Annotated in this window: 21 protein-coding genes and 1 riboswitch; of the genes, 18 read left to right on the top strand and 3 right to left on the bottom strand. The window is 71.8% G+C overall.

The window, feature by feature from the left end:
• The first annotated feature begins 114 nt into the window (after window positions 1–114).
• From infA to truA, 8 genes are all read left to right on the top strand, one after another.
• The gene (gene infA / locus ACIG87_RS06140) at window positions 115–336 is read left to right on the top strand and encodes a translation initiation factor IF-1 (RefSeq protein WP_007073013.1); all 222 of its coding nucleotides are present in this window, start codon (window positions 115–117) and stop codon (window positions 334–336) included.
• A 92-nt stretch (window positions 337–428) separates the two neighbouring features.
• On the top strand, window positions 429–542 hold the full coding sequence (gene rpmJ / locus ACIG87_RS06135) for a 50S ribosomal protein L36 (protein WP_012184307.1): 114 nt from the start codon (window positions 429–431) through the stop codon (window positions 540–542).
• Window positions 543–809: 267 nt separating this feature from the next.
• Window positions 810–1,190: a 30S ribosomal protein S13 gene (rpsM, locus tag ACIG87_RS06130; protein WP_091241981.1), complete on the top strand. Its 381-nt coding sequence runs from the start codon at window positions 810–812 to the stop codon at window positions 1,188–1,190.
• Between the two features lie 117 nt (window positions 1,191–1,307).
• Complete coding sequence (rpsK, locus tag ACIG87_RS06125) at window positions 1,308–1,715, top strand: 30S ribosomal protein S11 (RefSeq protein WP_030329919.1); 408 nt, start codon at window positions 1,308–1,310, stop codon at window positions 1,713–1,715.
• 14 nt (window positions 1,716–1,729) lie between these two features.
• Window positions 1,730–2,356: a 30S ribosomal protein S4 gene (gene rpsD / locus ACIG87_RS06120; RefSeq protein ID WP_067301470.1), complete on the top strand. Its 627-nt coding sequence runs from the start codon at window positions 1,730–1,732 to the stop codon at window positions 2,354–2,356.
• 97 nt (window positions 2,357–2,453) lie between these two features.
• Window positions 2,454–3,476 carry a DNA-directed RNA polymerase subunit alpha gene (locus ACIG87_RS06115; protein WP_091608828.1) on the top strand — a complete coding sequence of 341 codons (1,023 nt, stop codon included), beginning with the start codon at window positions 2,454–2,456 and terminating at the stop codon, window positions 3,474–3,476.
• Between the two features lie 34 nt (window positions 3,477–3,510).
• Window positions 3,511–4,065 (top strand): 50S ribosomal protein L17, encoded by a 555-nt coding sequence (gene rplQ / locus ACIG87_RS06110; RefSeq protein WP_396848665.1) that lies wholly within the window; start codon window positions 3,511–3,513, stop codon window positions 4,063–4,065.
• Window positions 4,066–4,139: 74 nt separating this feature from the next.
• Window positions 4,140–4,970 (top strand): tRNA pseudouridine(38-40) synthase TruA, encoded by an 831-nt coding sequence (gene truA, locus ACIG87_RS06105; protein ID WP_396848663.1) that lies wholly within the window; start codon window positions 4,140–4,142, stop codon window positions 4,968–4,970.
• A 59-nt stretch (window positions 4,971–5,029) separates the two neighbouring features.
• On the opposite strand, the gene ACIG87_RS06100 is transcribed toward truA, so the two are convergent.
• On the bottom strand, window positions 5,030–6,160 hold the full coding sequence (locus tag ACIG87_RS06100) for a hypothetical protein (RefSeq protein WP_396848662.1): 1,131 nt from the start codon (window positions 6,158–6,160) through the stop codon (window positions 5,030–5,032).
• 123 nt (window positions 6,161–6,283) lie between these two features.
• Between ACIG87_RS06100 and ACIG87_RS06095 the strand changes: the two genes are divergently transcribed.
• The 3 genes from ACIG87_RS06095 (at window position 6,284) to ACIG87_RS06085 (ending at window position 9,653) form a co-directional block, all read left to right on the top strand.
• The gene (locus tag ACIG87_RS06095; protein WP_396848661.1) at window positions 6,284–6,889 is read left to right on the top strand and encodes a class I SAM-dependent methyltransferase; all 606 of its coding nucleotides are present in this window, start codon (window positions 6,284–6,286) and stop codon (window positions 6,887–6,889) included.
• A 60-nt stretch (window positions 6,890–6,949) separates the two neighbouring features.
• Window positions 6,950–8,629, top strand: coding sequence for an ABC-F family ATP-binding cassette domain-containing protein (locus ACIG87_RS06090; RefSeq protein WP_396848660.1), 1,680 nt, complete (start codon window positions 6,950–6,952; stop codon window positions 8,627–8,629).
• A gap of 61 nt (window positions 8,630–8,690) precedes the next feature.
• Complete coding sequence (locus tag ACIG87_RS06085; RefSeq protein WP_396848659.1) at window positions 8,691–9,653, top strand: aldo/keto reductase; 963 nt, start codon at window positions 8,691–8,693, stop codon at window positions 9,651–9,653.
• 79 nt (window positions 9,654–9,732) lie between these two features.
• Here the strand turns inward: ACIG87_RS06085 and ACIG87_RS06080 are convergent, their stop codons facing one another.
• Entirely contained in the window at window positions 9,733–10,287 is a 555-nt protein-coding gene (locus ACIG87_RS06080; RefSeq protein ID WP_396848657.1) for a hypothetical protein, read from the bottom strand.
• A 71-nt stretch (window positions 10,288–10,358) separates the two neighbouring features.
• A complete protein-coding gene (locus ACIG87_RS06075; RefSeq protein ID WP_396848655.1) occupies window positions 10,359–16,184 on the bottom strand; it encodes a ThuA domain-containing protein in 5,826 nt (1,941 codons plus the stop codon).
• Between the two features lie 334 nt (window positions 16,185–16,518).
• A riboswitch (TPP riboswitch) is annotated at window positions 16,519–16,626 on the top strand.
• Between ACIG87_RS06075 and thiE the strand changes: the two genes are divergently transcribed.
• The 7 genes from thiE (at window position 16,621) to thiC (ending at window position 22,479) form a co-directional block, all read left to right on the top strand.
• A complete protein-coding gene (gene thiE / locus ACIG87_RS06070; RefSeq protein WP_396848653.1) occupies window positions 16,621–17,247 on the top strand; it encodes a thiamine phosphate synthase in 627 nt (208 codons plus the stop codon). (Overlaps the previous riboswitch by 6 nt.)
• A complete protein-coding gene (gene thiO, locus ACIG87_RS06065) occupies window positions 17,241–18,431 on the top strand; it encodes a glycine oxidase ThiO (RefSeq protein ID WP_396848651.1) in 1,191 nt (396 codons plus the stop codon). Before thiE ends, thiO begins: the two co-directional genes overlap by 7 nt.
• On the top strand, window positions 18,422–18,622 hold the full coding sequence (gene thiS / locus ACIG87_RS06060) for a sulfur carrier protein ThiS (protein WP_396848649.1): 201 nt from the start codon (window positions 18,422–18,424) through the stop codon (window positions 18,620–18,622). Before thiO ends, thiS begins: the two co-directional genes overlap by 10 nt.
• 5 nt (window positions 18,623–18,627) lie before the next feature.
• Window positions 18,628–19,398, top strand: coding sequence for a thiazole synthase (locus ACIG87_RS06055; RefSeq protein ID WP_396848647.1), 771 nt, complete (start codon window positions 18,628–18,630; stop codon window positions 19,396–19,398).
• The gene (locus tag ACIG87_RS06050; protein WP_396848645.1) at window positions 19,395–20,084 is read left to right on the top strand and encodes a thiamine phosphate synthase; all 690 of its coding nucleotides are present in this window, start codon (window positions 19,395–19,397) and stop codon (window positions 20,082–20,084) included. Before ACIG87_RS06055 ends, ACIG87_RS06050 begins: the two co-directional genes overlap by 4 nt.
• The gene (gene thiD, locus ACIG87_RS06045) at window positions 20,081–20,869 is read left to right on the top strand and encodes a bifunctional hydroxymethylpyrimidine kinase/phosphomethylpyrimidine kinase (RefSeq protein ID WP_396848644.1); all 789 of its coding nucleotides are present in this window, start codon (window positions 20,081–20,083) and stop codon (window positions 20,867–20,869) included. The genes ACIG87_RS06050 and thiD overlap by 4 nt, the downstream gene beginning before the upstream one ends.
• Window positions 20,870–20,886: 17 nt before the next feature.
• Complete coding sequence (gene thiC / locus ACIG87_RS06040) at window positions 20,887–22,479, top strand: phosphomethylpyrimidine synthase ThiC (protein WP_396848642.1); 1,593 nt, start codon at window positions 20,887–20,889, stop codon at window positions 22,477–22,479.
• Window positions 22,480–22,594: the final 115 nt, after the last annotated feature.

Below are 22,594 nucleotides of genomic sequence, written 5' to 3'. Positions count from 1 at the left end.
GCGCTTCGGTGGGAGCCGGAGCCGCGGCTGGCGCGGGTCCCCGATGACCATCGGAAGGCCCGTGTAAGACGTTGTGGGCCGTCCGGAGCAACCGACGTCAGGACAGCGGAGTACATGCCGAAAAAAGACGGAGCCATCGAGATCGAGGGTCGGGTCATCGAGCCTCTGCCGAACGCAATGTTCCGGGTGGAGCTTGCGAACGGCCACAAGGTGCTGGCTCACATCAGTGGCAAGATGCGGCAGCACTACATCCGCATCCTGCCGGAGGACCGGGTCGTCGTCGAACTCTCGCCGTACGACCTGACCCGCGGGCGCATCGTCTACCGCTACAAGTAAGCCTGACGGCGGCCGGGAAGTCCCCGTGTCCGTCTTCGACGTCCGGAGTCGCGGTCAACGCGTCGCCGGGCCAGATGGGAAGTAAGGCAACCGTGAAGGTCAAGCCGAGCGTCAAGAGGATCTGCAACAAGTGCCGGGTTATCCGCCGGCACGGCCGGGTCATGGTGATCTGCACCGACCCGCGCCACAAGCAGCGCCAGGGCTGATCCGATCCCGTCTTCCGTGACGAACGGAGGGCGACGGACCGGCCCGGGTCGCGCAGATCCGACGACAACACGTCACCAGCTCGTCCCAGCCGCGGAACGTACGCATGCGTACCTTCGTGGCCAACCCCCGGTCGGAGGCCGGGGCCCGCTCGGGCAGCGGCCGTTCCCGGTCGCCGGCGCACACCGCGTCGGAAGGACGGGACAGGTCGGTAGCGGGATGGGACGGGTCCACACCTCCGCAACACATCACGAGGAGTACGCCCGCACATGGCACGTCTAGTCGGCGTGGATCTCCCCCGCGAGAAGCGGATGGAGATCGCGCTCACCTACATCTTCGGGGTCGGTCGCACCCGTGCCCAGGAGACGCTCGCCGCCACCGGCATCTCGCCGGACAAGCGCGCTCGGGACCTCACGGACGAGGAGCTGGTCCAGCTCCGCGACCACATCGAGTCGAACTACAAGGTTGAAGGCGACCTGCGCCGCGAGGTCGCCGCTGACATCCGCCGCAAGGTCGAGATCGGCTGCTACGCCGGCATCCGGCACCGCCGGGGCCTGCCCGTGCGTGGCCAGCGGACCCGGACCAACGCGCGGACCCGCAAGGGCCCGAAGCGGACCGTCGCCGGCAAGAAGAAGCCCGGCAAGAAGTAATTCTTCAACCGGAATTCTGGTCGTTCTCCGTCGAGGTAGGCCGGACTCCAACCGGAACCGGTGTCTACGTAATCAACGGGGCGACAAGCCAAAACCCATTCAGGAGCGCACAGACTTATGCCACCGAAGGCTCGTGCCGGAGCCGCTGTCAAGAAGGTCCGGCGCAAGGAACGCAAGAACGTCGCCCACGGGCAGGCGCACATCAAGAGCACGTTCAACAACACCATCGTGTCCATCACGGACCCGACCGGTGCGGTCATCTCCTGGGCCTCCGCAGGCCAGGTGGGCTTCAAGGGCTCCCGTAAGTCGACCCCGTTCGCCGCGCAGCTGGCCGCCGAGGCCGCCGCGCGTCGGGCGATGGAGCACGGCATGCGCAAGGTCGACGTGTTCGTCAAGGGCCCCGGCTCCGGCCGGGAAACCGCCATCCGCTCGCTGCAGGCCGTCGGGCTGGAGGTCGGCCAGATCGCCGACGTCACCCCGCAGCCGCACAACGGGTGCCGTCCGCCGAAGCGTCGCCGGGTCTGAGAGGTTAGAGAGAGATGGCTCGTTACACCGGTGCTGACTGCCGCCGTTGCCGGCGGGAGAAGATGAAGCTGTTCCTCAAGGGCAGCAAGTGCGATGGCCCGAAGTGCCCGTTCGAGTCCCGGCCGTTCCCGCCCGGGCAGCACGGCCGCGGTCGCACGAAGGAGACGGAGTACCTGCTCCAGCTCCGCGAGAAGCAGAAGGCCCGCCGGGTCTACGGCGTGCTGGAGAAGCAGTTCCGCGGTTACTACGAGGAGGCCGTGGCCAAGCAGGCCAAGACCGGTGAGGTCCTCCTGCAGATCCTCGAGTCGCGGCTCGACAACGTCGTCTACCGGGCCGGCTACGCGCACTCGCGCGACATGGCCCGCCAGCTTGTCAAGCACGGTCACTTCACCGTGAACGGCAAGAAGGTCGACATCCCGTCGTACCGCGTCAAGGAGCACGACATCATCGAGGTCCGGGGCAAGAGCAAGGAGCTCACCCCGTTCATCGTGGCGCAGGCTCAGGCCGGCTCGAAGACGGTTCCGGCGTGGCTGGAGGCGATCCCGAGCCAGATGAAGGTTCTGGTGCACTCGCTCCCGGCCCGCCAGGTGATCGACACCCAGGTCCAGGAGCAGCTGATCGTCGAGCTCTACTCCAAGTAAGGGCTCCTGCGGTGGCCCGTCCCCCCGGGGGCGGGCCACCGGAACAGTTTGTGTCGTGGGCGTCATATAGCGGGCGTCCCGGAAGAGAAGAGAAGAAATGCTCATCAGCCAGCGACCGTCTCTCTCCGAAGAGTCGATCAACGAGACCCGCTCCCGGTTCACCATCGAGCCGCTGGAGCCCGGCTTCGGCTACACCCTGGGCAACTCGCTGCGGCGTACGCTGCTGTCGTCCATCCCGGGTGCCGCGGTCACCTCGATCAAGATCGACGGTGTGCTGCACGAGTTCACCACGATCCCCGGGGTCAAGGAGGACGTGGTCGAGCTCGTCATGAACATCAAGGAGCTCTGCGTCAGCTCCGAGCACGACGAGCCGGTCAGCATGTACCTGCGCAAGCAGGGGCCGGGCGACGTCACCGCGGGAGACATCCAGCCCCCGGCCGGTGTCTCGGTGCACAACCCCGACCTCAAGCTCGCCACCCTCAACGGCAAGGGCCGGCTCGACATGGAGCTGACCGTCGAGCGGGGTCGCGGCTACGTGACGGCGGCGCAGAACAAGCAGTCCGGTGCCGAGATCGGCCGGATCCCGGTCGACTCGATCTACTCGCCGGTGCTGAAGGTGACGTACCGCGTCGAGGCGACCCGTGTCGAGCAGCGGACCGACTTCGACCGGCTGATCATCGACGTCGAGACCAAGCCGTCGATGGGCCCGCGTACCGCGCTGGCCTCCGCCGGTTCGACGCTGGTGGAGCTCTTCGGGCTGGCCCGGGAGCTCGACGAGACCGCCGAGGGCATCGACATCGGGCCGTCCCCGCAGGACGCCCAGCTGGCGGCGGACCTGGCCCTGCCGATCGAGGAGCTGGACCTGACCGTCCGCTCCTACAACTGCCTCAAGCGCGAGGGCATCAACTCCGTTGGTGAGCTGATCGGGCGTACCGAGGCCGACCTCCTCGACATCCGGAACTTCGGTCAGAAGTCGATCGACGAGGTCAAGATGAAGCTCGCCGGGATGGGTCTGGGGCTGAAGGACTCGGCCCCGAACTTCGACCCGGCACACGTCGTGGACGCCTTCGGCGAGGCCGACTACGACACCGACGACTATCGCGAGACCGAGCAGCTCTAGTCCGCGCTGCCGCCACACCTGAGGAGCACCAAGCATGCCCACGCCCACCAAGGGCCCCCGCCTCGGCGGCAGCCCCGCGCACGAGCGGCTGATGCTGGCCAACCTGGCCACCGCGCTGTTCCAGCACGGCAAGATCCAGACCACCGAGACGAAGGCCCGGCGGCTGCGTCCGCTGGCCGAGCAGCTCATCACCAAGGCCAAGCGTGGCGACCTCGCCTCGCGGCGTCGGGTGCTGGGCGTCGTCAAGGACAAGGACGTGGTCTACTCCCTGTTCGACCAGATCGCGCCCCGGTACGCCAACCGCAACGGTGGCTACACCCGGATCGTGAAGACCGGTCCGCGCAAGGGTGACGCCGCTCCGATGGCGATCATCGAGCTGGTCGAGGAGCTTCAGGTCGCCGAGCCCAAGGCGAACAAGAAGACCGCCGCCCGCAAGACCGCCCAGCAGGACAAGGTCGAGGCCCTCGCCCCGGCCGAGGAGACCCCGGCGGCCCCGGCCGACCAGGACTCCGAGGCACCGGTCTCGGCGTCGGGTGACACCGCCGCCGCCCGCGAGGACAGCGACGAGGCCACCGAGAACAAGGCCTGAGCACCGGCAGCATCGTCGGGCCCGGCATCCCTTCCTGGGGTGCCGGGCCCGACGCCGTGAACGGGAGGTACGAGGTGGACGAGCGGACCCGGCTACGGCTGGACGTCTCGTACGACGGCACCGACTTCTCCGGCTGGGCCGTCCAGCCGACCCGGCGCACGGTGGCCGGGGCGTTGGTCGAGACGCTGGACCTGGTGCTCGGGGCGGGTACCGTCACCGGACTGACCGTGGCCGGCCGGACCGACGCCGGGGTGCACGCCACCGGCCAGGTCTGCCACCTCGACCTGCCCACCGCCGTGTGGCGGGAGCACCAGGGGCGGCTGCTGCGCCGGCTGGCCCGGCTGCTCCCCGGCGACGTGCGGGTCCGGGCGATGACCGAGGCGTCCGCCGACTTCGACGCCCGCTTCTCGGCGACCTTCCGCCGTTACGAGTACCGGGTGACCGACGCGCCGTGGGGCGCCGAGCCGCTGCGGCGGCGGGACATCCTCGCCTGGCCCCGGCCGCTGGACCTGGCCGCGTTGAACACCGCGGCGGCCGGCCTGGTGGGGGAGCACGACTTCGCCGCGTACTGCCGGCGCAAGGAGAACGCGACCACGCTGCGCGAGGTGACCCGGCTGGACTGGCGGCGGGACCAGGACGGCATCCTGGTCGCCACCGTGCAGGCCGACGCGTTCTGTCAGGCGATGGTGCGCAGCCTGGTGGGCGCGATGCTGACCGCCGGGGACGGCCGCCGCCCCGCCGGGTGGCCGGCCGGCCTGCTCGCCCGGCGGGAGCGGTCCAGCGAGGTGACCGTCGCGCCGGCGCACGGGTTGACCCTGGTCGCCGTCGGCTATCCGGACGACCCGGCCGAGTACGCCCGCCGCGCCGACCTCACCCGCCGGTTGCGGCTTCCCGCGGAGTCCTGAGCACGACAGGAGGCCCGGCCCGGATCTTCCGGGGCCGGGCCTCCTGTCGTCGGGGCCTGTCAGTCGCCGGACGGTTCGTCGGTGTCGGTGTCGGGGTCGCGCGGGGTCGCGGAGGGGGTGGCGGTCTTCGGGTCCTTGGCGCGCGGGGTGGCCGAGCCTCCGGTGGCCTTCGGGCTTGGCTGGTCCACGCCGACGCCGCCCGCCCGACGGTCCAGCACGCCCTTGTCGAGGTGCAGGTCGACCAGGTCGTAGATCACCTCACGGACGCTGGCGTCGCCGGCCGGGACAGCGCCGCCGTCGTCCCGGGTCACCAGGCAGTAGGCGACGTAGTGGCCGCGTACCTTCCAGGCGACGCGGGCGGCGGCGGTGGCGATCGATTCGGTGTCGTCCCCGGCGGGCATGCCCCGGAACCGGCCCCGCCGGTCGTCGAGCAGCGGCCGGATCCGGTCCCGGACCCGTTGCGCGGTGGCCAGGTCGGTCAGGTTGAACAGGCCGGCGGTGACCAGATGGTCGCCGTCCGGCGAGCGCAGCGTGGCCCGGACCACCTGGCTGCAGCCGAGGGTGACCAGCAGGTCGGCGATCTCGCCGGTGGCCGCGACGGCACAGCTGGCCTTGGCCTCGGTCTTGAGCACCTCGTACTCGTGCCGGTCGGTGCCGATGACCAGCTTCTTGTCGGGGAAGACCTCCTTGGCGGTCAACGGCTGGCGGTCGGTGTCCCGGGAGTCCAGGGGCCCGTCGGCGGTCTGCTCGACCGGGGCGGTGCTCGGCGGCTCCGTCGGCGCTGCCTGCCCGTTCTGCGAGGAGTTGTCGGTGGAGGCGCGATCGATGAGCAGGACGGCCCCGCCGAGCCCGCAGAGGCCGAGCAGGATCAGCACGGCGGCCCCGCCGACGACGACCTGCCAGAGCCGGCCGCCTCGGCTGTCGCCCGCGCGACGGGACCGGGGCTCGTCCGATGGGGACGTGGGGCTGTGCCCGTGGGCGCCCGTGGGTGGCACCTGGACGGAGGAGCGGATCGGGACAGCGTCGGCGGCCGGGGGGGCCGGCCGGTTGGTCCCGGGCAGTGAGGGGGCCGGGAAGCGGGACGGGGAGGGTCCGGCCGGCGCGGTCGGAACGGGCTGGAACAGCGGCAGGTCCGCCCCGGGCCGGTTCTCCTCAAACGCGTCCTCAGCGGACTCGTACCGATATACCATGTCGCCCAGAGTAGGTTCTATCGCCTCTTTAGGGGATAAAAACGGGAAATACTGCACGCGGCGCGTCGAGTCACTTCGCCAGCCGGCGACGGGCGGGCTTCGGGCCGGTGGCAGAATGCCCCGGTGACCGGCGACCATTACTTCACCGCGGAGCCCAGCGCCCCGGCCCACCCCCGCGAGGTCGAGTTCCACGTCGCCGGGCGTGACTACACACTGGCCTCCGCCAGCGGGGTCTTCTCCGCCGCCCGGCTCGACCCCGGCACCGCCGTGCTGCTGCGCAAGGCCGACCTGCCGACCGCCGCGACCGACGGTCACCTGCTCGACATCGGCTCCGGGTTCGGGCCGATCAGCTGCGTGCTGGCCGACTGCGCGCCGACCGCCACCGTCTGGGCGGTCGACGTCAACGAACGGGCCCGGGCGCTGACCGCCGCGAACGCCGTCCGGGTCGACGCCGCCGACCGGGTCCGCGCGGTCGCCCCGGACGAGGTGCCGGCCGACGTCACCTTCACCCAGATCTGGTCCAACCCGCCGATCCACATCGGCAAGCCCGAACTGCACGGGCTGCTGCGCCGCTGGCTGCCCCGGCTCGCCCCGGACGGTGTCGGCTGGCTGGTGGTGGCCCGGCACCTCGGCGGCGACTCGCTGCACCGTTGGCTGCTCGACGAGGGCTTCGGGGTGACCCGGCAGGCCAGCCAGAAGGGCTACCGGGTGCTGCGGGTCACCCGGTAGCACTGGGGTCACCCGGTAATCGGGTGTCGCCCGGCCCCGCCCCTCGGGCAGGATGCCGGCGTGGGATACGTGGACGTGGCAGCCGTCGGGCACATCCTCCCGGACGGCCGGGAACTCTTCGCCGACGTGTCGTTCCGGGTCGGTGAGGGCGCCAAGGTCGCCCTGGTCGGACCGAACGGCGCCGGCAAGACGACGCTGCTCCGGATGGTCGCCGGCGACCTGCCGGTGCGTACCGGCGTGGTCGCCCGCTCGGGTGGGCTCGGCGTGATGCGGCAGTTCATCGGCATGATCGGCGACGAGTCGACGTTGGCCGACCTGGCCCTGTCGCTGGCCCCGACGGCACTGCGCGAGGCCGGCCGCCGGCTCGCCGACACCGAGCAGGCCATGCGGGCGGCCGAGCTGCGCGGCAAGTACAGCACCGCCGCCGGCAAGGCCCAGCTGGCGTACGCGGACGCGCTGGCCGCCTGGGGCGAGGCCGGCGGGTACGACGCCGAGGTGCTCTTCGACACCGTCACCACCACCGTGCTCGACCTGCCCTGGGACGCGTCGAGGAACCGTCCGGTGCGGACCCTGTCCGGGGGGCAGCAGAAGCGCTTCGCCCTGGAGTTGCTGCTGCGGGGCACCGAGGAGGTGCTGCTGCTCGACGAGCCGGACAACTTCCTCGACGTGCCCGGCAAGCGCTGGCTGGAGAACCGGCTGCGCGAGTCCGGCAAGTCGGTGCTGTACGTCTCGCACGACCGGGAACTGCTGGCCCGTACCGCCGACCGGGTGGTCGCCGTCGAGGGCGGCAGCGCCTGGGTGCACCCGGGCGGCTTCGCCAGCTGGCACGAAGCCCGGACGGCCCGGCACGCCCGCCTCGACGAGCTGCGCCGCCGCTGGGACGAGGAGCACCAGAAGCTGCGCGAGCTGATGCTGATGTACAAGCAGAAGGCCGCGTACAACGACGGGTTGGCCTCCCGGTACCAGGCCGCGCAGACCCGGCTGCGCAAGTTCGAGGAGGCCGGGCCGCCGCCCGTACCGCCGAAGGACCAGGACATCCGGATGCAGCTGGCCGGCGGGCGGACCGGCAAGCGCGCGGTGATCTGCGAGCAGCTTGAGCTGGACGGCCTGACCTACCCCTTCGACCTGGAGCTCTGGTACGGCGACCGGGTGGCGGTGCTCGGGGCCAACGGCACCGGCAAGTCGCACTTCCTGCGCCTGCTGGCCCGGGGCGGCACCGACCCCGACCCGGCCAACGGCCCGGTCGACGGGGCCGCCGCGCTGGCTCCGGTGGCCCACGGCGGGGTGGTCCGGCTGGGTGCCCGGGTCCGGCCGGGGCACTTCTCGCAGACCCACGACCGGCCGGAGTTGATGGCGAAGACCCTGGTCGAGGCGCTGTGGCGGGGTGACGAGCACCGGGCCGGAATGGACCGGCACGCGGCGATGGCGGCGCTGAGCCGGTACGAGCTGGCCGGCCAGGGCGACCAACGTTTCGGCACCCTCTCCGGTGGTCAGCAGGCCCGTTTCCTGGTGCTGCTGCTGGAGTTGTCCGGGGCGACCCTGCTGTTGCTCGACGAGCCGACCGACAACCTCGACCTGGCCTCCGCCGAGGCGTTGGAGGCGGGGTTGGCGGCGTTCGCCGGGACGGTGGTCGCGGTCACCCATGACCGCTGGTTCACCCGCTCCTTCGACCGGTTCGTGCTGTTCCGGGGCGACGGAGATGTGGTGGAGACGCCGGAACCGGTCTGGGACGTGGGCTGAGCCCGGCCGTCTCCCGTAGGGCGGGCCGTCGCTGGTGGCGGGCCGGTGTGGCCGGCATAGGGTGGATCTCGTGACTGAGATGACCTACCGCAGGCTGGGCGATTCCGGGCTCGTGGTGTCCGTGGTCGGCGTCGGCTGCAACAACTTCGGCCGCAAGCTCGACATCGACGGCACTCGGGCGGTGGTCGACGCCGCGTTCGACGCCGGGATCACCTTCTTCGACACCGCCGACATCTACGGCGAGCCACCGGGTGGCTCCGAGGAGCTGCTCGGCCAGGCCCTCAAGGGTCGGCGGGACGACGTGGTGCTGGCCACCAAGTTCGGCATGTCGATGGGCGGTCGGAACGGTCGTGACTTCGGGGTGCGCGGTTCCCGGCGCTACGTCGTACGGGCCGTCGAGGCGTCACTGCGTCGGCTCGGCACCGACCACATCGACCTGTACCAGCTGCACGAACCCGACCCGGACACCCCGATCGACGAGACGCTCGCCGCCCTGGACGACCTGGTCCGCTCCGGCAAGGTGCGCTACCTGGGCAACTCCAACTTCTCCGGCTGGCAGATCGCCGACGCCGACTGGACGGCGAAGACCCGGGGGCTGACCCGCTTCGTCAGCGCGCAGAACCACTACAACCTGCTCCACCGGGACGCCGAGGTCGAGATCATCCCCGCCTGCGAGCGCTTCGGCCTGGGCCTGCTGCCGTTCTTCCCGCTCGCCAACGGGCTGCTCACCGGCAAGTACCAGCGGGACACCGCCCCGCCCGCCGGCAGCCGCCTCGCCGGTGGCGGCCGGTACGCCGAGCGGTTGGCCGCCGCCCGTTGGGACACCATCGAGGCGCTCGGGGCGTACGCGGCGCAGCGGGGGCTCACCCTGCTCCAGGTCGCCATCGGCGGGCTGGCCGCCCGGCCGGCGGTGGCCTCCGTCATCGCCGGTGCCACCACCCCGGAGCAGGTGCGGGCGAACGCCGCCGCCGGCACCTGGCAGCCCACCGACGCCGACCTCGACGCCCTGGACGCCCTGCTCTGACCCGGTCGGGCCCGGACACCTCGTGGTGTCCGGGCCCGATCAGGAGCGGGTGGGGCGGCGCGGCCTCGTACCCGGGCTGTCAGCCGCTCAGGCCGGCCGGGTGGTCCGCGGGTCCGGGGTGGGTCCGGCGGCGACGCCAGAGCAGCAGCGCCACCCCCGCGACGGCCACCGCGAGCCCGCCGGCCAGCCACGGCCACCGCCCGATCCCGCCGTCACCGGCGGCCTCCCCGGCGGCCGGCGGCGCGGCGGCGGCCGGGGGCGGTGACTGGGCCGGTCGGGCCTGCACCTGGGCGCTCGCCATGGTCAGGTACGGGGCGGGTGCCTTGACCGTCACCCGCCAGTCGCCGGGGGAGAGCAGCGGGCCGCTGCTGTAGAAGCCCTGCCCCTCCCCGGCCGGTTCGATCTGCACCGGACCGGCCGTCCGCCCACCCTCGCCCTCGGCGGTCAGGGTGAGCAGCACCGGCTGGTCCAGCCGGTGCCCGTCGGCGTGCACGGCCTGCACGGTGACCCCGCCGGCGCCGTCACCGGCCACGGTCAGCTTCAGCTTCCCGTTGTGCGCCGCCGCCGGGCCCGCCGGCAGTGCCACCAGGCACGCCACGGCCAGCGCGGCGGCGAGGAACCTGAAGATGCGCATCGACGTCTCCCTCCGATATGGGAGGGGCCGCCCCCGCCGTCAGTTCGACGGCGGGAGCGGCCCCGGTGGTGCTACAGCGAACCGCCTTCGGCGATCCGGGTGGGATCGTCACCGAGCCGGCCGGCCCCGTCGACCGACTTGTTGTCGTTCGCCTTGACGCCGGCCTTGGTGGCCGCACCGCCGAGCCGGACGATCATGGCGTCGGCGTCACGGACCAGCACGTCCCGGATGTCGACATCGGTCACCAGGGCGGCATCGTTGGCCAACGCCTTGAAGGCGGTCAACTGCTGCACCGCCCGCTTGTCGTTGCCCTCCGCCTCGGAGGCCCGCACCGCGTCCAGCTTGTTGGACAGCTGACGGTGCGCCTTGTTGGAGAGTCGTCCGGTCGACTTGAACCGGTCCAGCAGGTTCTGCATGTCCCGGAACGAGGTGGTGACGAAGAACCGGACCGTCGAGGTGGTGGAGTTGCCCGCCTTGTCGGTCGCGGTCACCGTCAGCTCGTGCAGGCCGAGCGGCAGCTCGTACAGCGCCTGCAGGGTGCCGCTGGCGTACGTCCGACCGTCCAGCACGCCGGAGGTCGTCTTGATCCCGGAGGTCGGGTCGACCGCCTGCCATGAGATCCGGACGTCCTGACTGTCACCGTAGAGCTGGCCGTCGGCGATGCCGGAGACCAGCAGCGTCGGCTTGGTGCCGTCGATCTTCACGACCGCCGACTTCAGCGACTCGACGTTGCCGGCGGTGTCGGTGGCCCGGTACAGCAACTCGTGCGTGCCGTCCCCGGTCACCTCGACCGGCGTGGTGTACGCCGTCCAGGCGCCCCCGTCGAGCGACCACTCCAGCTTCTTCACCCCGGAACCGGCGTCGGTGGAGGTGATCACCACCGGGACGGTGCCGTTGTGCCAGCCGTCGTTGTTCGCCGGGGCGAACGCCGCCGAGCTGACCGGCGCGGTCGCGTCGATCTTCACGGCGACCTTCTTCGTCGCCTCCACGTTGCCGGCGGAGTCCGTCGACCGGAACCGCACCTCGTGTGCACCATCCCCGGTGACCTGCACCGGTTCGGTGTACGCGGTCCACGTGGTGGCCCCGTCGAGCTGGTACTCGGTGCTCGCCACCCCGCTACCGGCGGCCTCGTCGGCCGCTGCCAGCGTGACGGTGACCGGGCCGGTGTGCCAACCCTCGGTCGGGGTGCCGGAGACCGTGGCAGTGGTCACCGGCGCGGTCGTGTCGGCCGCCTTGGTGGAGAGCCGGAAGTAGTCGAACGAGGCCGTCTTCGAGGTGGCCGCGTTCGCTCCGAGGGTGAACAGACCGACCTTCGGGGTGGCCCCGACGGCGGTGTTCGTCACCGGCTCGAACGTCGTCCACTCCTGACCGTCGGCCGAGTAGGACGCGGTGAAGGTGTCACCGGCGCGGGCCAGCCGCAGGTACCACACCGCCGAGGTCAGGTTGGAGACCTGGGGCTGCGGGTTCTGCGTGACCCCGCCGACCTCGCCGCGGAACTCGATCCGCCGGGAGGCTGCCTGACCGGCCTGGTTGTCCACGATGAAGTCGAACTTGACGTAGTTGTCGTCGTCGGCGTGGACGATCAGACCGGCCTGCTGGTACTGCTCGGCCAGCAGGCTGCCGTCGACCTTCGTCTCCAGGGTCCAGTCGCCGGCAGGCGCGGTCTGGAGGATGAAGTTCGTCGGCCCGGTGTTGCTGGTGCCGTAGATGTCACCGGACGGCACGTCGATCTTCAGTGCGCCGTCGGCCACCCGGTAACCGGCGGGGTCCTCCCGCAGCACCGCGTTCCACCGGCACTTGTCCAGCGTGGTGCCGGTGAACTCGTCCGACGGGTCGACCGGGCCGGCCGGGGCGTCCGGCGAGACCTGGAACCAGTCGAAGGTAGCGTCCACCACCGGGGCGGTGGTGCCACCGTTGAGCGCGATCAGACCGATCCGCGGGTTGGTGATGCCGGCCAGATCGGCGGACCGACCGACCGGGGTGAACGTCGTGCCGTCGGTGGAGAACGCCGCGGTCAGGTTGGTGCCGTCGCTGATCAGCCGCAGGTAGATGGTGTCACCGCTGGGTGCGGCGACGGCGTCGGCCGAGTCGTTGCGGGGCGTACCTGCGGTCTCCCGGATGAACTCCACCTTGCGGGAACCGCCGTAGAGCAGATCCACCTTGGCGTAGTTGTCGTCGTCGCCGTAGATCAGCAGGCCGGCCTGCTGGTAGTCGGCGGCGACGGGCACGGTGACCTTCGTGGTGGCCTGCCAGGCCCCGCTGGGTGCGGGCTGGAGCACCAGGTTGGTGGCGTCGTTGCGGGTGCCGTACAGGTCAGCGGAGGAGGTGGGCAGCCGCAGCGACCCGCCGGAGACCGAGTAGAGCTGGTTCTCCCGCACCACCGTCCAGCGGTCCTTGTCCAGGGTGCTGCCGAGGAAGTCGTCCGAACGCGCTCCGAGGCAGGAGTTGTTCGGCGCGTCGACCTTGACCGGAACGGTCGCGTACGACTTCGCGCCCCGCTTGTCCGTCACCGTCAGGGTGGCGGTGAAGGTGCCCGGGCTGGTGTAGGTGTGGTTGGCGTCCAGGGTGGTCGCCGTCCCGCCGTCACCGAAGTCCCAGGCGTACGTCAACGGGGTGTCGCCGTCGGTGTCGGTGGCCGTGCCCTTGAAGGCGACGGTGACCGGCGCGGTGCCGGTCGCCGGCGTGGCCGTGGCCGTCACCACCGGCGGCGCGTTGTCGGTGACGCCCCGGCCGATGAAGTCCATCCAGTTGACGTTGAACAGCGAACCGGTACCACCGGCCGGGTCCTTGGCGACGAAGTACAGCGCGCCCTCGGCCGCACCGGTCACCGGCGCGGTCACGTCGACGAACTGCTGCCAACCGCCCGTGCCGGGCACGTTGGCCGTCGCCACCACCGGGCCGTCAACGGCGCCGGCGTGCACGTCGATCCGTCCGCCCTGGCCGCTCGAGGCCGCCCGGAACCGGATCTGGTCGACCCCGGTCAGGTTGGCCGGGTCGAGCGACCACCAGTCGCCGTCCTCGATGAAGCCGATGTTCTGGCCGCCACCGGCGGTGTCGGTGGTGGTCTCCTTCTGCACGCCCGGGTCACCGCCGCCGGTGCTGCCCGGGGCCCGACCGGTGGCCGTGAAGTACTCGGCCTGCTTGCGCTTGGGCTGCAGGATCTCGATCGCCCGACCGGTCAGCGGGCCGGCGCTGCCGGCACCGCCGTTGTCGGTGTAGGTGGCCTCGAAGACCGCGAAGACGTTCGCCTCCGCGCCGTGACCGGACGCCAGCGAGGTCTGCACGGTGCCGGTGCAGCCGGTGTGCTGCTCCAGCGGGTGGGCGTGCTCGTCGTGGCCGAGCAGCACCTGGAGCTGCACCCGGTCACAGTCGATGGTGCCGTCTTCCGGGTCGGTCACCTTGATCGTGTACTTGACCTGGTCGCCCCACTCGAAGAAGCCGCCGCTGGGCGGGAACTCGATGGTCACCGTCGGGGCGGTGTTGCCGACCGTCACCGGCACGTTCGCCACCGCGGTACGGCCCTTGGGGTTGGTGACGGTGAGCTGCGCGGTGTAGTTGCCGGCCGTGGCGTAGGTGTGGGTGGGGTTCGCCTCGGTGGAGGTCTGCCCGTCACCGAACGCCCAGGCGTAGGTCAACGTGCCGCCGTCCGGGTCACGGGAGCCGGCGCTGGAGAACGTCACGGTCAGCGGAGCGGCCCCGGAGGTGGGGTCGGCGCTGGCCTCGGCGATCGGCGCCCGGTCACCGGCGGTGTAGTCGATCCGGTAGACCCCGGAGTCGTCGTTGTTACCGCCGAAGCCGGTGCCCCACTCGATCAGGTACAGCGCGCCGTCCGGCCCGAACTCGAAGTCCATCGGGCGGATCAGCGACATCCCGGTGAGCAGTTGGTTGATGTCGATCAGCGACTTGCCGTCCTGGCTGACCTGCATCGTGTACATCTTCGACTGGTTCCACTCGCCGAGGAGCGCCTTGCCGTCGTAGTACGCCGGCCACTTGCGGCTCGACGTGCTGTCGGCGTCGTACCGGTAGACCGGGCCACCCATCGGGGCGCCGCCGCCGCCGATCTCGGGGAAGCGCGAGTCGCCCGCGTAGCCGTAGTCCACGGTCGCCGGGATGGCCGGCGGCAGGTTGGTCAGGCCGGTGTTGTTGGGCGAGTCGTTCACCGGCGCGGCGCAGTCGAACTTCGCCCCGCTCGGCCCGGACGGGAAGGTGTAGTCGTTGTACGCCTTGTTGTTGCCGGTGCAGTACGGCCAGCCGTAGTTGCCGGCCGTGGCGATGATGTTCCACTCCACCAGGCCCTCGGGGCCGCGGTTCGCGTTGGCCGCCGAGGCGTCCGGTCCGTAGTCGGCGACGTAGAGGGTGTCGGTCTTCTGGTCGACGCCGATCCGGAACGGGTTACGGAAGCCCATGCCGAAGATCTCGGGACGGGTCTTCGCGGTGCCCGGGGCGAACAGGTTCCCCGCCGGGACCGTGTACGTGCCGTCGTCCTCCGGGTGGATCCGGATCACCTTGCCGCGCAGGTCGTTGGTGTTGCCGGAGCTGCGCTGCGCGTCGTAGTCCTGCCGGCCGGCCCGCTCGTCGATCGGGGTGAAGGCGCTCGACTCGAACGGGTTGGTGTTGTCGCCGGTGGCCAGGTACAGGTTGCCCTTCGAGTCGAAGGTCATGCTGCCGCCGGCGTGGCAGCAGGTGTTGCGCTGGGTGTCGACCTGGAGGACGACCTTCTCGGTGGCCTTGTCGATGGTGTCACCGTTGACGGTGAACCGGGACAGGTAGTTGCGCGGGGCGCCACCGGTCGGGGCGTAGTACAGGTAGATCCACTTGTTGGTGGCGAAGTCCGGGTCGAGGCGGAGACCGAGCAGGCCGTCCTCGTTGCCGGTGAAGACGTCCAGCCGGGCCGCGGTGACCGTGTTGCCGGTGTCCGGCTTGACGATCTGCACCCGGCCGTCGCGCTCGGCGTAGAACACCCGGCCGTCCGGAGCGATGTCCAGCTCCATCGGGTTGTTGGTGTTGCTGTCGAGGGTGACCTTCTCGAAGTTCGACGTCTTCGTGGCGCCGCAGTCGGCGTTCTCCGCCCCGGCGGCGGTGCGGATGCCGCCCAGCAGGTGGGAGAGGAACTGCGGGTCGGTGTACGACTCCTGGGTGTGGCCGCCACCGGTGTACCAGGCCCGACCGCCGTCGTAGTCCTGGCACCAGGCGGTGGGGTGGTCGGCGCCCATCGCGCCGGAACCCGGGCTGTAGGACTTCTCGTCCAGGCTGGCCAGCACGTGCACCTTGGAGCGCGGGTTGGTCCGGAAGTTGTACCACTCGTCGAACCGGGACCACTTGTCCGGCAGGTCGGCGGTCGACGGGTGCGCGTGGTCCTCGACCTTGACGGTGGCCTGCTGGTTGGCCGGGTGGCCGGAGAAGTACGCGCCGACCAGGTTGCCGTACCAGGCCCAGTCGTACTCGGTGTCCGAGGCGGCGTGCACGCCGGCGTAGCCGCCGCCGGCCTTGATGTACCGCTCGAACGCGGCCTGCTGGGTGGCGTCGAGGACGTCACCGGTGGTGGAGAGCCAGATCACCGCCTGGTACTTCGCCAGGTTGGCGTCGTTGAAGGCGGCCCCGTCCTCGGTGGTGTCGACGGTGAACCCGTTGTCCGTGCCGAGCTTGCGGATCGCGGTGATGCCGGCCGGGATGGCGTCGTGCCGGAACGCGGCGGTCTTGGAGAAGACCAGGACCGAGAACGGCTCGGCGGCGGCTGCCGCAGGTGCGGGTGCCGGTGCGGCCTGTGGCAGGGCCGCCGCGGCGGGAGCGGCCTGGGCGGCGGTGCCGCCGATCAGGCCGCTGGCGAGTAGGGAGAGGGCGAGTATGCCGGCGCCCAGTGGGCCGCGACGTGCGCGGCGATGGCGGGATGGAGACACTCCATGCTCCTTTTGTCCGTGCTGGACAGTGGTGGGCATGGGGACGACTCGCCGCAGACCGTCCCCGGTCGGATTGGTGCGGGCCCGCCGAGGTCCGCATCGGTGGCGATCAGGTGCGGGCCACGCCGAGGCCCGCACGGGAATAATGTCGATCGGTTGAACAAATTAGCGCCGCTGGATTGGTTTCCGGCAAGGCATGAGCATGTAACGATTCGATATCGGCTATTCACTTTTCCGGCTTAAGTGGAGAGAAGCCTAAAAAGGTAAACATCGAGGGGATCGCATGAATGGAGACCCCTTGGCGGATCAGCAGATCTGTCGTACGGTCACAGGCACGTAACCCACGGGAGCCCGGTGTACCGGGCTGAGAGGGGGGCTGAAGCCCCCGACCGTCGAACCTGATCCGGATAATGCCGGCGCAGGGAGGAGAGTTGTCGTGCCGTCCCTCGGACGACTGCATCTGATCACCGACACCCGACCGGGGCGCGACCCGCTCGCCGTCCTGCGCGCCGCCCTCCCGGTGGCCCGCGCCGACCTGGTCGTCCAGGTCCGGGTCACCGACGAGACCACCGACCGCCAGGCGTACGACCTGGCCCACCGGGTCCGCGCCCTCTGTGTGCCGTACGGGGCGACCTGCCTGGTCAACGACCGGCTGCACGTGGCCCTCGCGGTGGGCGCCGACGGCGGCCACGTCGGCGCGGACGACCTGCCCGTCGCGGCGGCCCGCCGGGTCCTCGGCGGCGACGCCGTGCTCGGCGCGACCGCCCGGGAACCCGGGGGCGCGGCGCGGGCGGTCGCCGCCGGGGCCAGCTACCTGGGCGTCGGCCCGTGCCACCCCACCAGCACCAAGACCGGCCTGCCCGCCCCGATCGGCCCGGCCGGGGTACGCGCCGTGGCCGAGGCCGTCGACGTGCCGGTGATCGCCATCGGCGGGGTCACCGTCGGGTCGGTGCCGGCGCTGCGGGCCGCCGGGGCCTACGGGGTGGCGGTGGTCGGGGCGCTCTCCGCCGCCGCCGACCCGGGCCGGGCCACCGCCGCACTGATCGCGGCGCTGACGTGCTGACCCGACCGGACGTCGCCGTCGTGGGGGCAGGTCCGGTCGGGTTGGCGATCGCCTGGCGGTGCGCGGCCCGTGGCCTGCGGGTGGTCGTGCACGATCCGGCCCCCGGCTCCGGCGCGTCACGGGTCGCCGCCGGGATGCTCGCCCCGGTCGCCGAGGCGTACTTCGGTGAGCGGGAGCTGACCGGGCTGCTCACCGAGTCCGCCGCCCGCTGGCCGGGCTTCGCCGCCGAACTGGCCGGTGTCGCCGAGCTGGCCGGGGCTGCCGAGCTGGCCGGGGCTGCCGGGGCCGGGTTCGGATACCGCACCGACGGCACCCTCGTGGTCGGGCTGACCGGAGATGATCTGGCCGAGGCCCGCCGACTCTGGTCGTACCAGCAGGGGCTGGGGCTGCCGATCACCGCGCTGCGCCCGTCGCAGCTGCGGGACCGCGAGCCGGCGCTGACCCCTCGGCTGCGCGGCGGCGCGGTCGCCCCCGGCGACCACCAGGTCGACCCGCGCCGGCTGGTCACCGCGCTGCGCGTCGCCGCCGAACGGGCCGGCGTGACCCTGGTCCCCGGCGCGGTGACCCGGCTGGCCGACCTGGTCGCGCCGGTCGTCGTGGTCGCCGCCGGCTGCGGCGCCGCCGCGCTGACCGGGCTGCCGGTGCGCCCGGTCAAGGGCCAGGTGCTGCGGCTGCGCGCGCCCGGTCACCGCCCGCCCGACTTCCGACACGTCATCCGGGGGTACGCCGACGGCGAGTCGGTCTACCTCGTGCCCCGGGACAACGGTGAGGTGGTGGTCGGGGCGACCGTCGAGGAGCGCGCCGACACCGAGGTGACCGCCGGGGCGGTGCTGCGCCTGCTCCGCGCCGCCGTCGACCTGGTCCCCGAACTCGCCGAGTACGAGCTGGTCGAGGCCGTCGCCGGGCTGCGCCCCGGCACCCCGGACAACGCGCCGATCCTCGGACCGTTGCCCGACCGGCCGGATGTGCTCGCCGCCACCGGCCACCACCGGCACGGCATCGTGCTCACTCCGGTCACCGCCGACCTGATCACCGAGCTGATCGTCACCGGCCGGCCGGACCCACTGCTCACCCCCTTCACGGCGGACCGGTTCGCCGCCCCGGCCGGGCCCCGGTCGGGGTCGACGGCCGGCGGTGTGGGGCGGGACCGGGAAACGGCGAACGAGGGGGAGACATGCGACTGATCGTCAACGGCACCGGGCGGGAACTGACCGGTGGGTCGACCGTGGCGGACCTGGTCCGAGCGGTCACCGAACAGCGGCGCGGTCTCGCGGTCGCGGTCAACGGCGAGGTCGTCCCCCGGGGCGGCTGGCCGGCCACCGTGCTGCGCGACGGCGACCGGGTCGAGGTCCTCAGCGCCGCCCAGGGCGGGTGACCACGATGCCCCTCACCATCGGCACCGAGACGTTCACCTCCCGGCTCATCCTCGGCACCGGCGGCGCGGCCAACCTGCACGTGCTGGAGCAGGCGATCCGGGCCTCCGGCACCGAACTGGTCACCCTCGCCCTGCGCCGGGTCGACACCGCCCCCGGCACCGCCGGCGGACTGCTCGACCTGCTCGACCGGTGCGCGGTGCGGCTGCTGCCCAACACCGCCGGCTGCTACACCGCGGGGGAGGCGGTGAAGGTGGCCCGGCTGGCCCGGGAGGCGTTCGACACCGACTGGGTGAAGCTGGAGGTGATCGGGGACGAGCGCACCCTGCTCCCGGACGGGGTGGAGCTGCTGCGGGCGGCCGAGGAACTCGTCGCCGACGGCTTCGTCGTGCTGCCGTACACCTCGGACGACCCGGTGCTGGCCCGCCGACTGGCCGACGTCGGCTGCGCGGCAGTGATGCCGGCCGGTGCGCCGATCGGCTCCGGCCTGGGGGTGACCAATCAGCACCATATCCGGCTGATCCGGCAGAGCGTCGACGTGCCGGTGATCCTCGACGCCGGGATCGGCACCGCGTCCGACGCGGCGCTCGCCATGGAGCTGGGCTGCGACGGGGTGCTGCTGGCCAGCGCCGTCACCCGGGCCGCCGACCCGACGGCGATGGCCACCGCCATGCGGTACGGCGTCCAGGCCGGGCGGCTCGCGTACGCCGCCGGGCGCATTCCCCGCCGTTTCCACGCCCTCGCCTCCACCCCCGACGACGGAAGACCCGAGCTGTGAGCCACTCCGGCGTGGGCGGCCAGGGGCCGTCGGGGGTGCTGCTGTTGACCGACCGACGGACGGCGCGGGCTGACCTCGTCGACGTCGTCGCGGGGGCGGTACGTGGTGGCGTCCGGTGGGTGGTGCTGCGGGAGCGGGACCTGCCCCGCGCCGAGCGGGCGGCCCTCGCCGTCGAGCTGCGGGCGATCCTCGCCGAGGTCGGCGGCACCCTGATCGTCGCCGGTCCCGACCCGCTCGGGGGAGAGGCGGTGCACCTGCCGGCGGCCGGGCCGTACCCGCCGCCGGCTGTCCGGCTCGTCGGCCGGTCGTGCCACGACGCGGCGGAACTGGCCCGACTGACCACCGAGGACTACGTGACGCTCTCACCGGTCTGGCCCACCCGTAGCAAACCCGGCTACGGTCCGCCGCTGCACCCGGACGGCCTGCGCCGGCTGGTCCGGCTCAGCCCGGTGCCCGTGTTCGCCCTGGGCGGCATCGAGACCCCGGAACAGGTGACGGCCTGTGTCGAAGCGGGCGCGGTCGGGGTGGCGGTGCTCGGGGCGCTCATGCGCGCCGCCGACCCGACCGGGGTCGCCGCGACCCTCACGAGCGTCGCCCGGAGTGGGCACGGTCGGCCGCAGCCCGCAACCCCCCGCACGACGGACCGCATCCCGGTCGGCGGGGCGTGGACCGAGGAGACGACATGACGCCCACGACCGTGCTCACCATCGCCGGTTCCGACTCCGGCGGTGGTGCCGGCATCCAGGCCGACCTGAAGGTCTTCGCCGCCCTCGGCGCGTACGGCACGAGTGTGCTGACCGCCGTCACCGCGCAGAACACCCGAGGTGTCGACGCCGTGCTGCCGCTGCCCCCGCGCACCGTCACCGAACAGCTCGACAGCGTGCTCGCCGACTTCGGGGTACGCGCGGTGAAAACCGGGATGCTCGGCAGCCCGGCGGTGGCCGACGCGGTGGCCGAGGCGGCGAAGGCGGGCCGGCTGCCGCACCTGGTCGTCGACCCGGTGCTCGTCGCCACCAGTGGACACCGGCTCGGCGTGGTGGCGGCGGTCGAGCGGCTGCTGCCGTACGCGGAGGTGGCGACGCCGAACTGCGCGGAGGCCGCCGCCCTCACCGGACGCCCGGTGGGCACGGTCGAGGAGATGGTCGTGGCGGCGCAGGACCTGGCGGCCGGCGGCCCGGAGTACGTGGTGGTCACCGGCGGCGACGTCGACGCGGCCGGCGAGTCGGTCGACGTGCTGGCCGGCGGTGGGACGACCACCCTGCTCCGCGCGCCCCGGGTCGACACCCGGCACAGCCACGGCACCGGCTGTTCGTTCTCGGCGGCCATCGCCGTCCGGCTGGCGGCGGGCGATCCGGTGCCGGTCGCGGTGACCACCGCCAAGGAGTACGTCACCCGTGCGCTGACCGGCGCGCGGGACTGGGAACTGGGCGCGGGACGCGGCCCGTTGGACCACTTCGGCTGGTCCCGTTGACCATCAGGGAGGCTGTCATGCAGGCACGTCGCAAGGTCTATGTCGAGGGTTCCCGGTCGGATGTCCGGGTGCCGTTCGCCGAGGTGGAGCTGGCCGGGGACAACCCGCCGGTACGCCTCTACGACACCTCCGGTCCCGGCTCGGACCCGGAGGTGGGGTTGCCGCCGCTGCGCGGCCCGTGGATCGCCGCCCGGGGTGACGTCGCGCCGGTCCGGGGCGCCGGCACCCCGCTGGCCGGTATGGACCGGAAACGCCCCACCCAGCTCGGGTACGCCCGCGCCGGGGTGGTCACCCCGGAGATGGAGTTCGTGGCGATCCGCGAGGGCATGACGCCGGAGTTCGTCCGGGACGAGATCGCCGCCGGGCGGGCGGTGCTGCCGCTCAACGTCAACCACCCCGAGTGCGAGCCGGCGATCATCGGCAAGGCGTTCCTGGTGAAGGTGAACGCCAACATCGGCACCTCGGCGGTGACCTCGTCGGTCGCCGAGGAGGTGGAGAAGCTGACCTGGGCCACCCGCTGGGGCGCGGACACCGTGATGGACCTGTCGACCGGCAAGCGGATCCACGAGACGCGCGAGTCGATCGTGCGCAACTCGCCCGTGCCGATCGGCACCGTGCCGATCTACCAGGCCCTGGAGAAGGTCGGCGGCGATCCGGTGAAGCTCAGCTGGGAGGTGTTCCGGGAGACGGTGATCGAGCAGGCAGAGCAGGGCGTGGACTACATGACGGTGCACGCCGGGGTGCTGCTGCCGTACGTGCCGCTGGCGGTGGACCGGGTCACCGGGATCGTCTCCCGGGGTGGGTCGATCATGGCGGCCTGGTGCCTGGCGCACCACGAGGAGAACTTCCTCTACACCAACTTCCGTGAGCTGTGTGAGCTGCTCGCGCGCTACGACGTGACGTTCTCGCTCGGCGACGGGCTGCGGCCCGGGTCGATCGCCGACGCCAACGACGAGGCCCAGTTCGCCGAGCTGCGCACCCTCGGCGAGCTGACGACGATCGCCTGGGAGTACGACGTGCAGGTGATGATCGAGGGCCCCGGCCACGTGCCGATGCACAAGATCAAGGAAAACGTGGACCTCCAGCAGGAGTGGTGCCACGAGGCCCCGTTCTACACGCTCGGCCCGCTGACCACCGACATCGCCCCCGCGTACGACCACATCACCTCGGCGATCGGGGCCGCCATGATCGGCATGTTCGGCACCGCGATGCTCTGCTACGTCACCCCGAAGGAGCACCTGGGACTGCCCGACCGGGACGACGTGAAGGCCGGCGTCATCGCGTACAAGATCGCGGCGCACGCGGCCGACCTGGCCAAGGGGCACCCGGGCGCGCAGGCGTGGGACGACGCGCTGTCGAAGGCGCGGTTCGAGTTCCGTTGGGAGGATCAGTTCAACCTGTCGCTGGACCCGGAGACCGCCCGCTCCTACCACGACGCGACGCTCCCGGCAGAACCGGCGAAGACCGCGCACTTCTGCTCGATGTGCGGCCCGAAGTTCTGCTCCATGAAGATCACCCAGGAACTGAAGGACTACGCCGCCCGAGGAATGCAGGACAAGTCCACCGAATTCCTCAACGCCGGCAGCCGCGTCTACCTCCCCCTCCCCTAACCCCGCCCCCTCCCTCCCGCCTCCCCCGCCCCCTCCCGCCCGCCCCCTCCCCCGCCCCGCCCCGGTGATCAAGAGGTTTGCGTCATCCGTAAGCCGGAATCTGACGTAAACCTCT

It is taken from the genome of Micromonospora sp. NPDC051925, assembly GCF_044548625.1.
GTDB lineage: Bacteria > Actinomycetota > Actinomycetes > Mycobacteriales > Micromonosporaceae > Micromonospora.
This window is presented reverse-complemented; position numbering and strand designations above follow the sequence as displayed.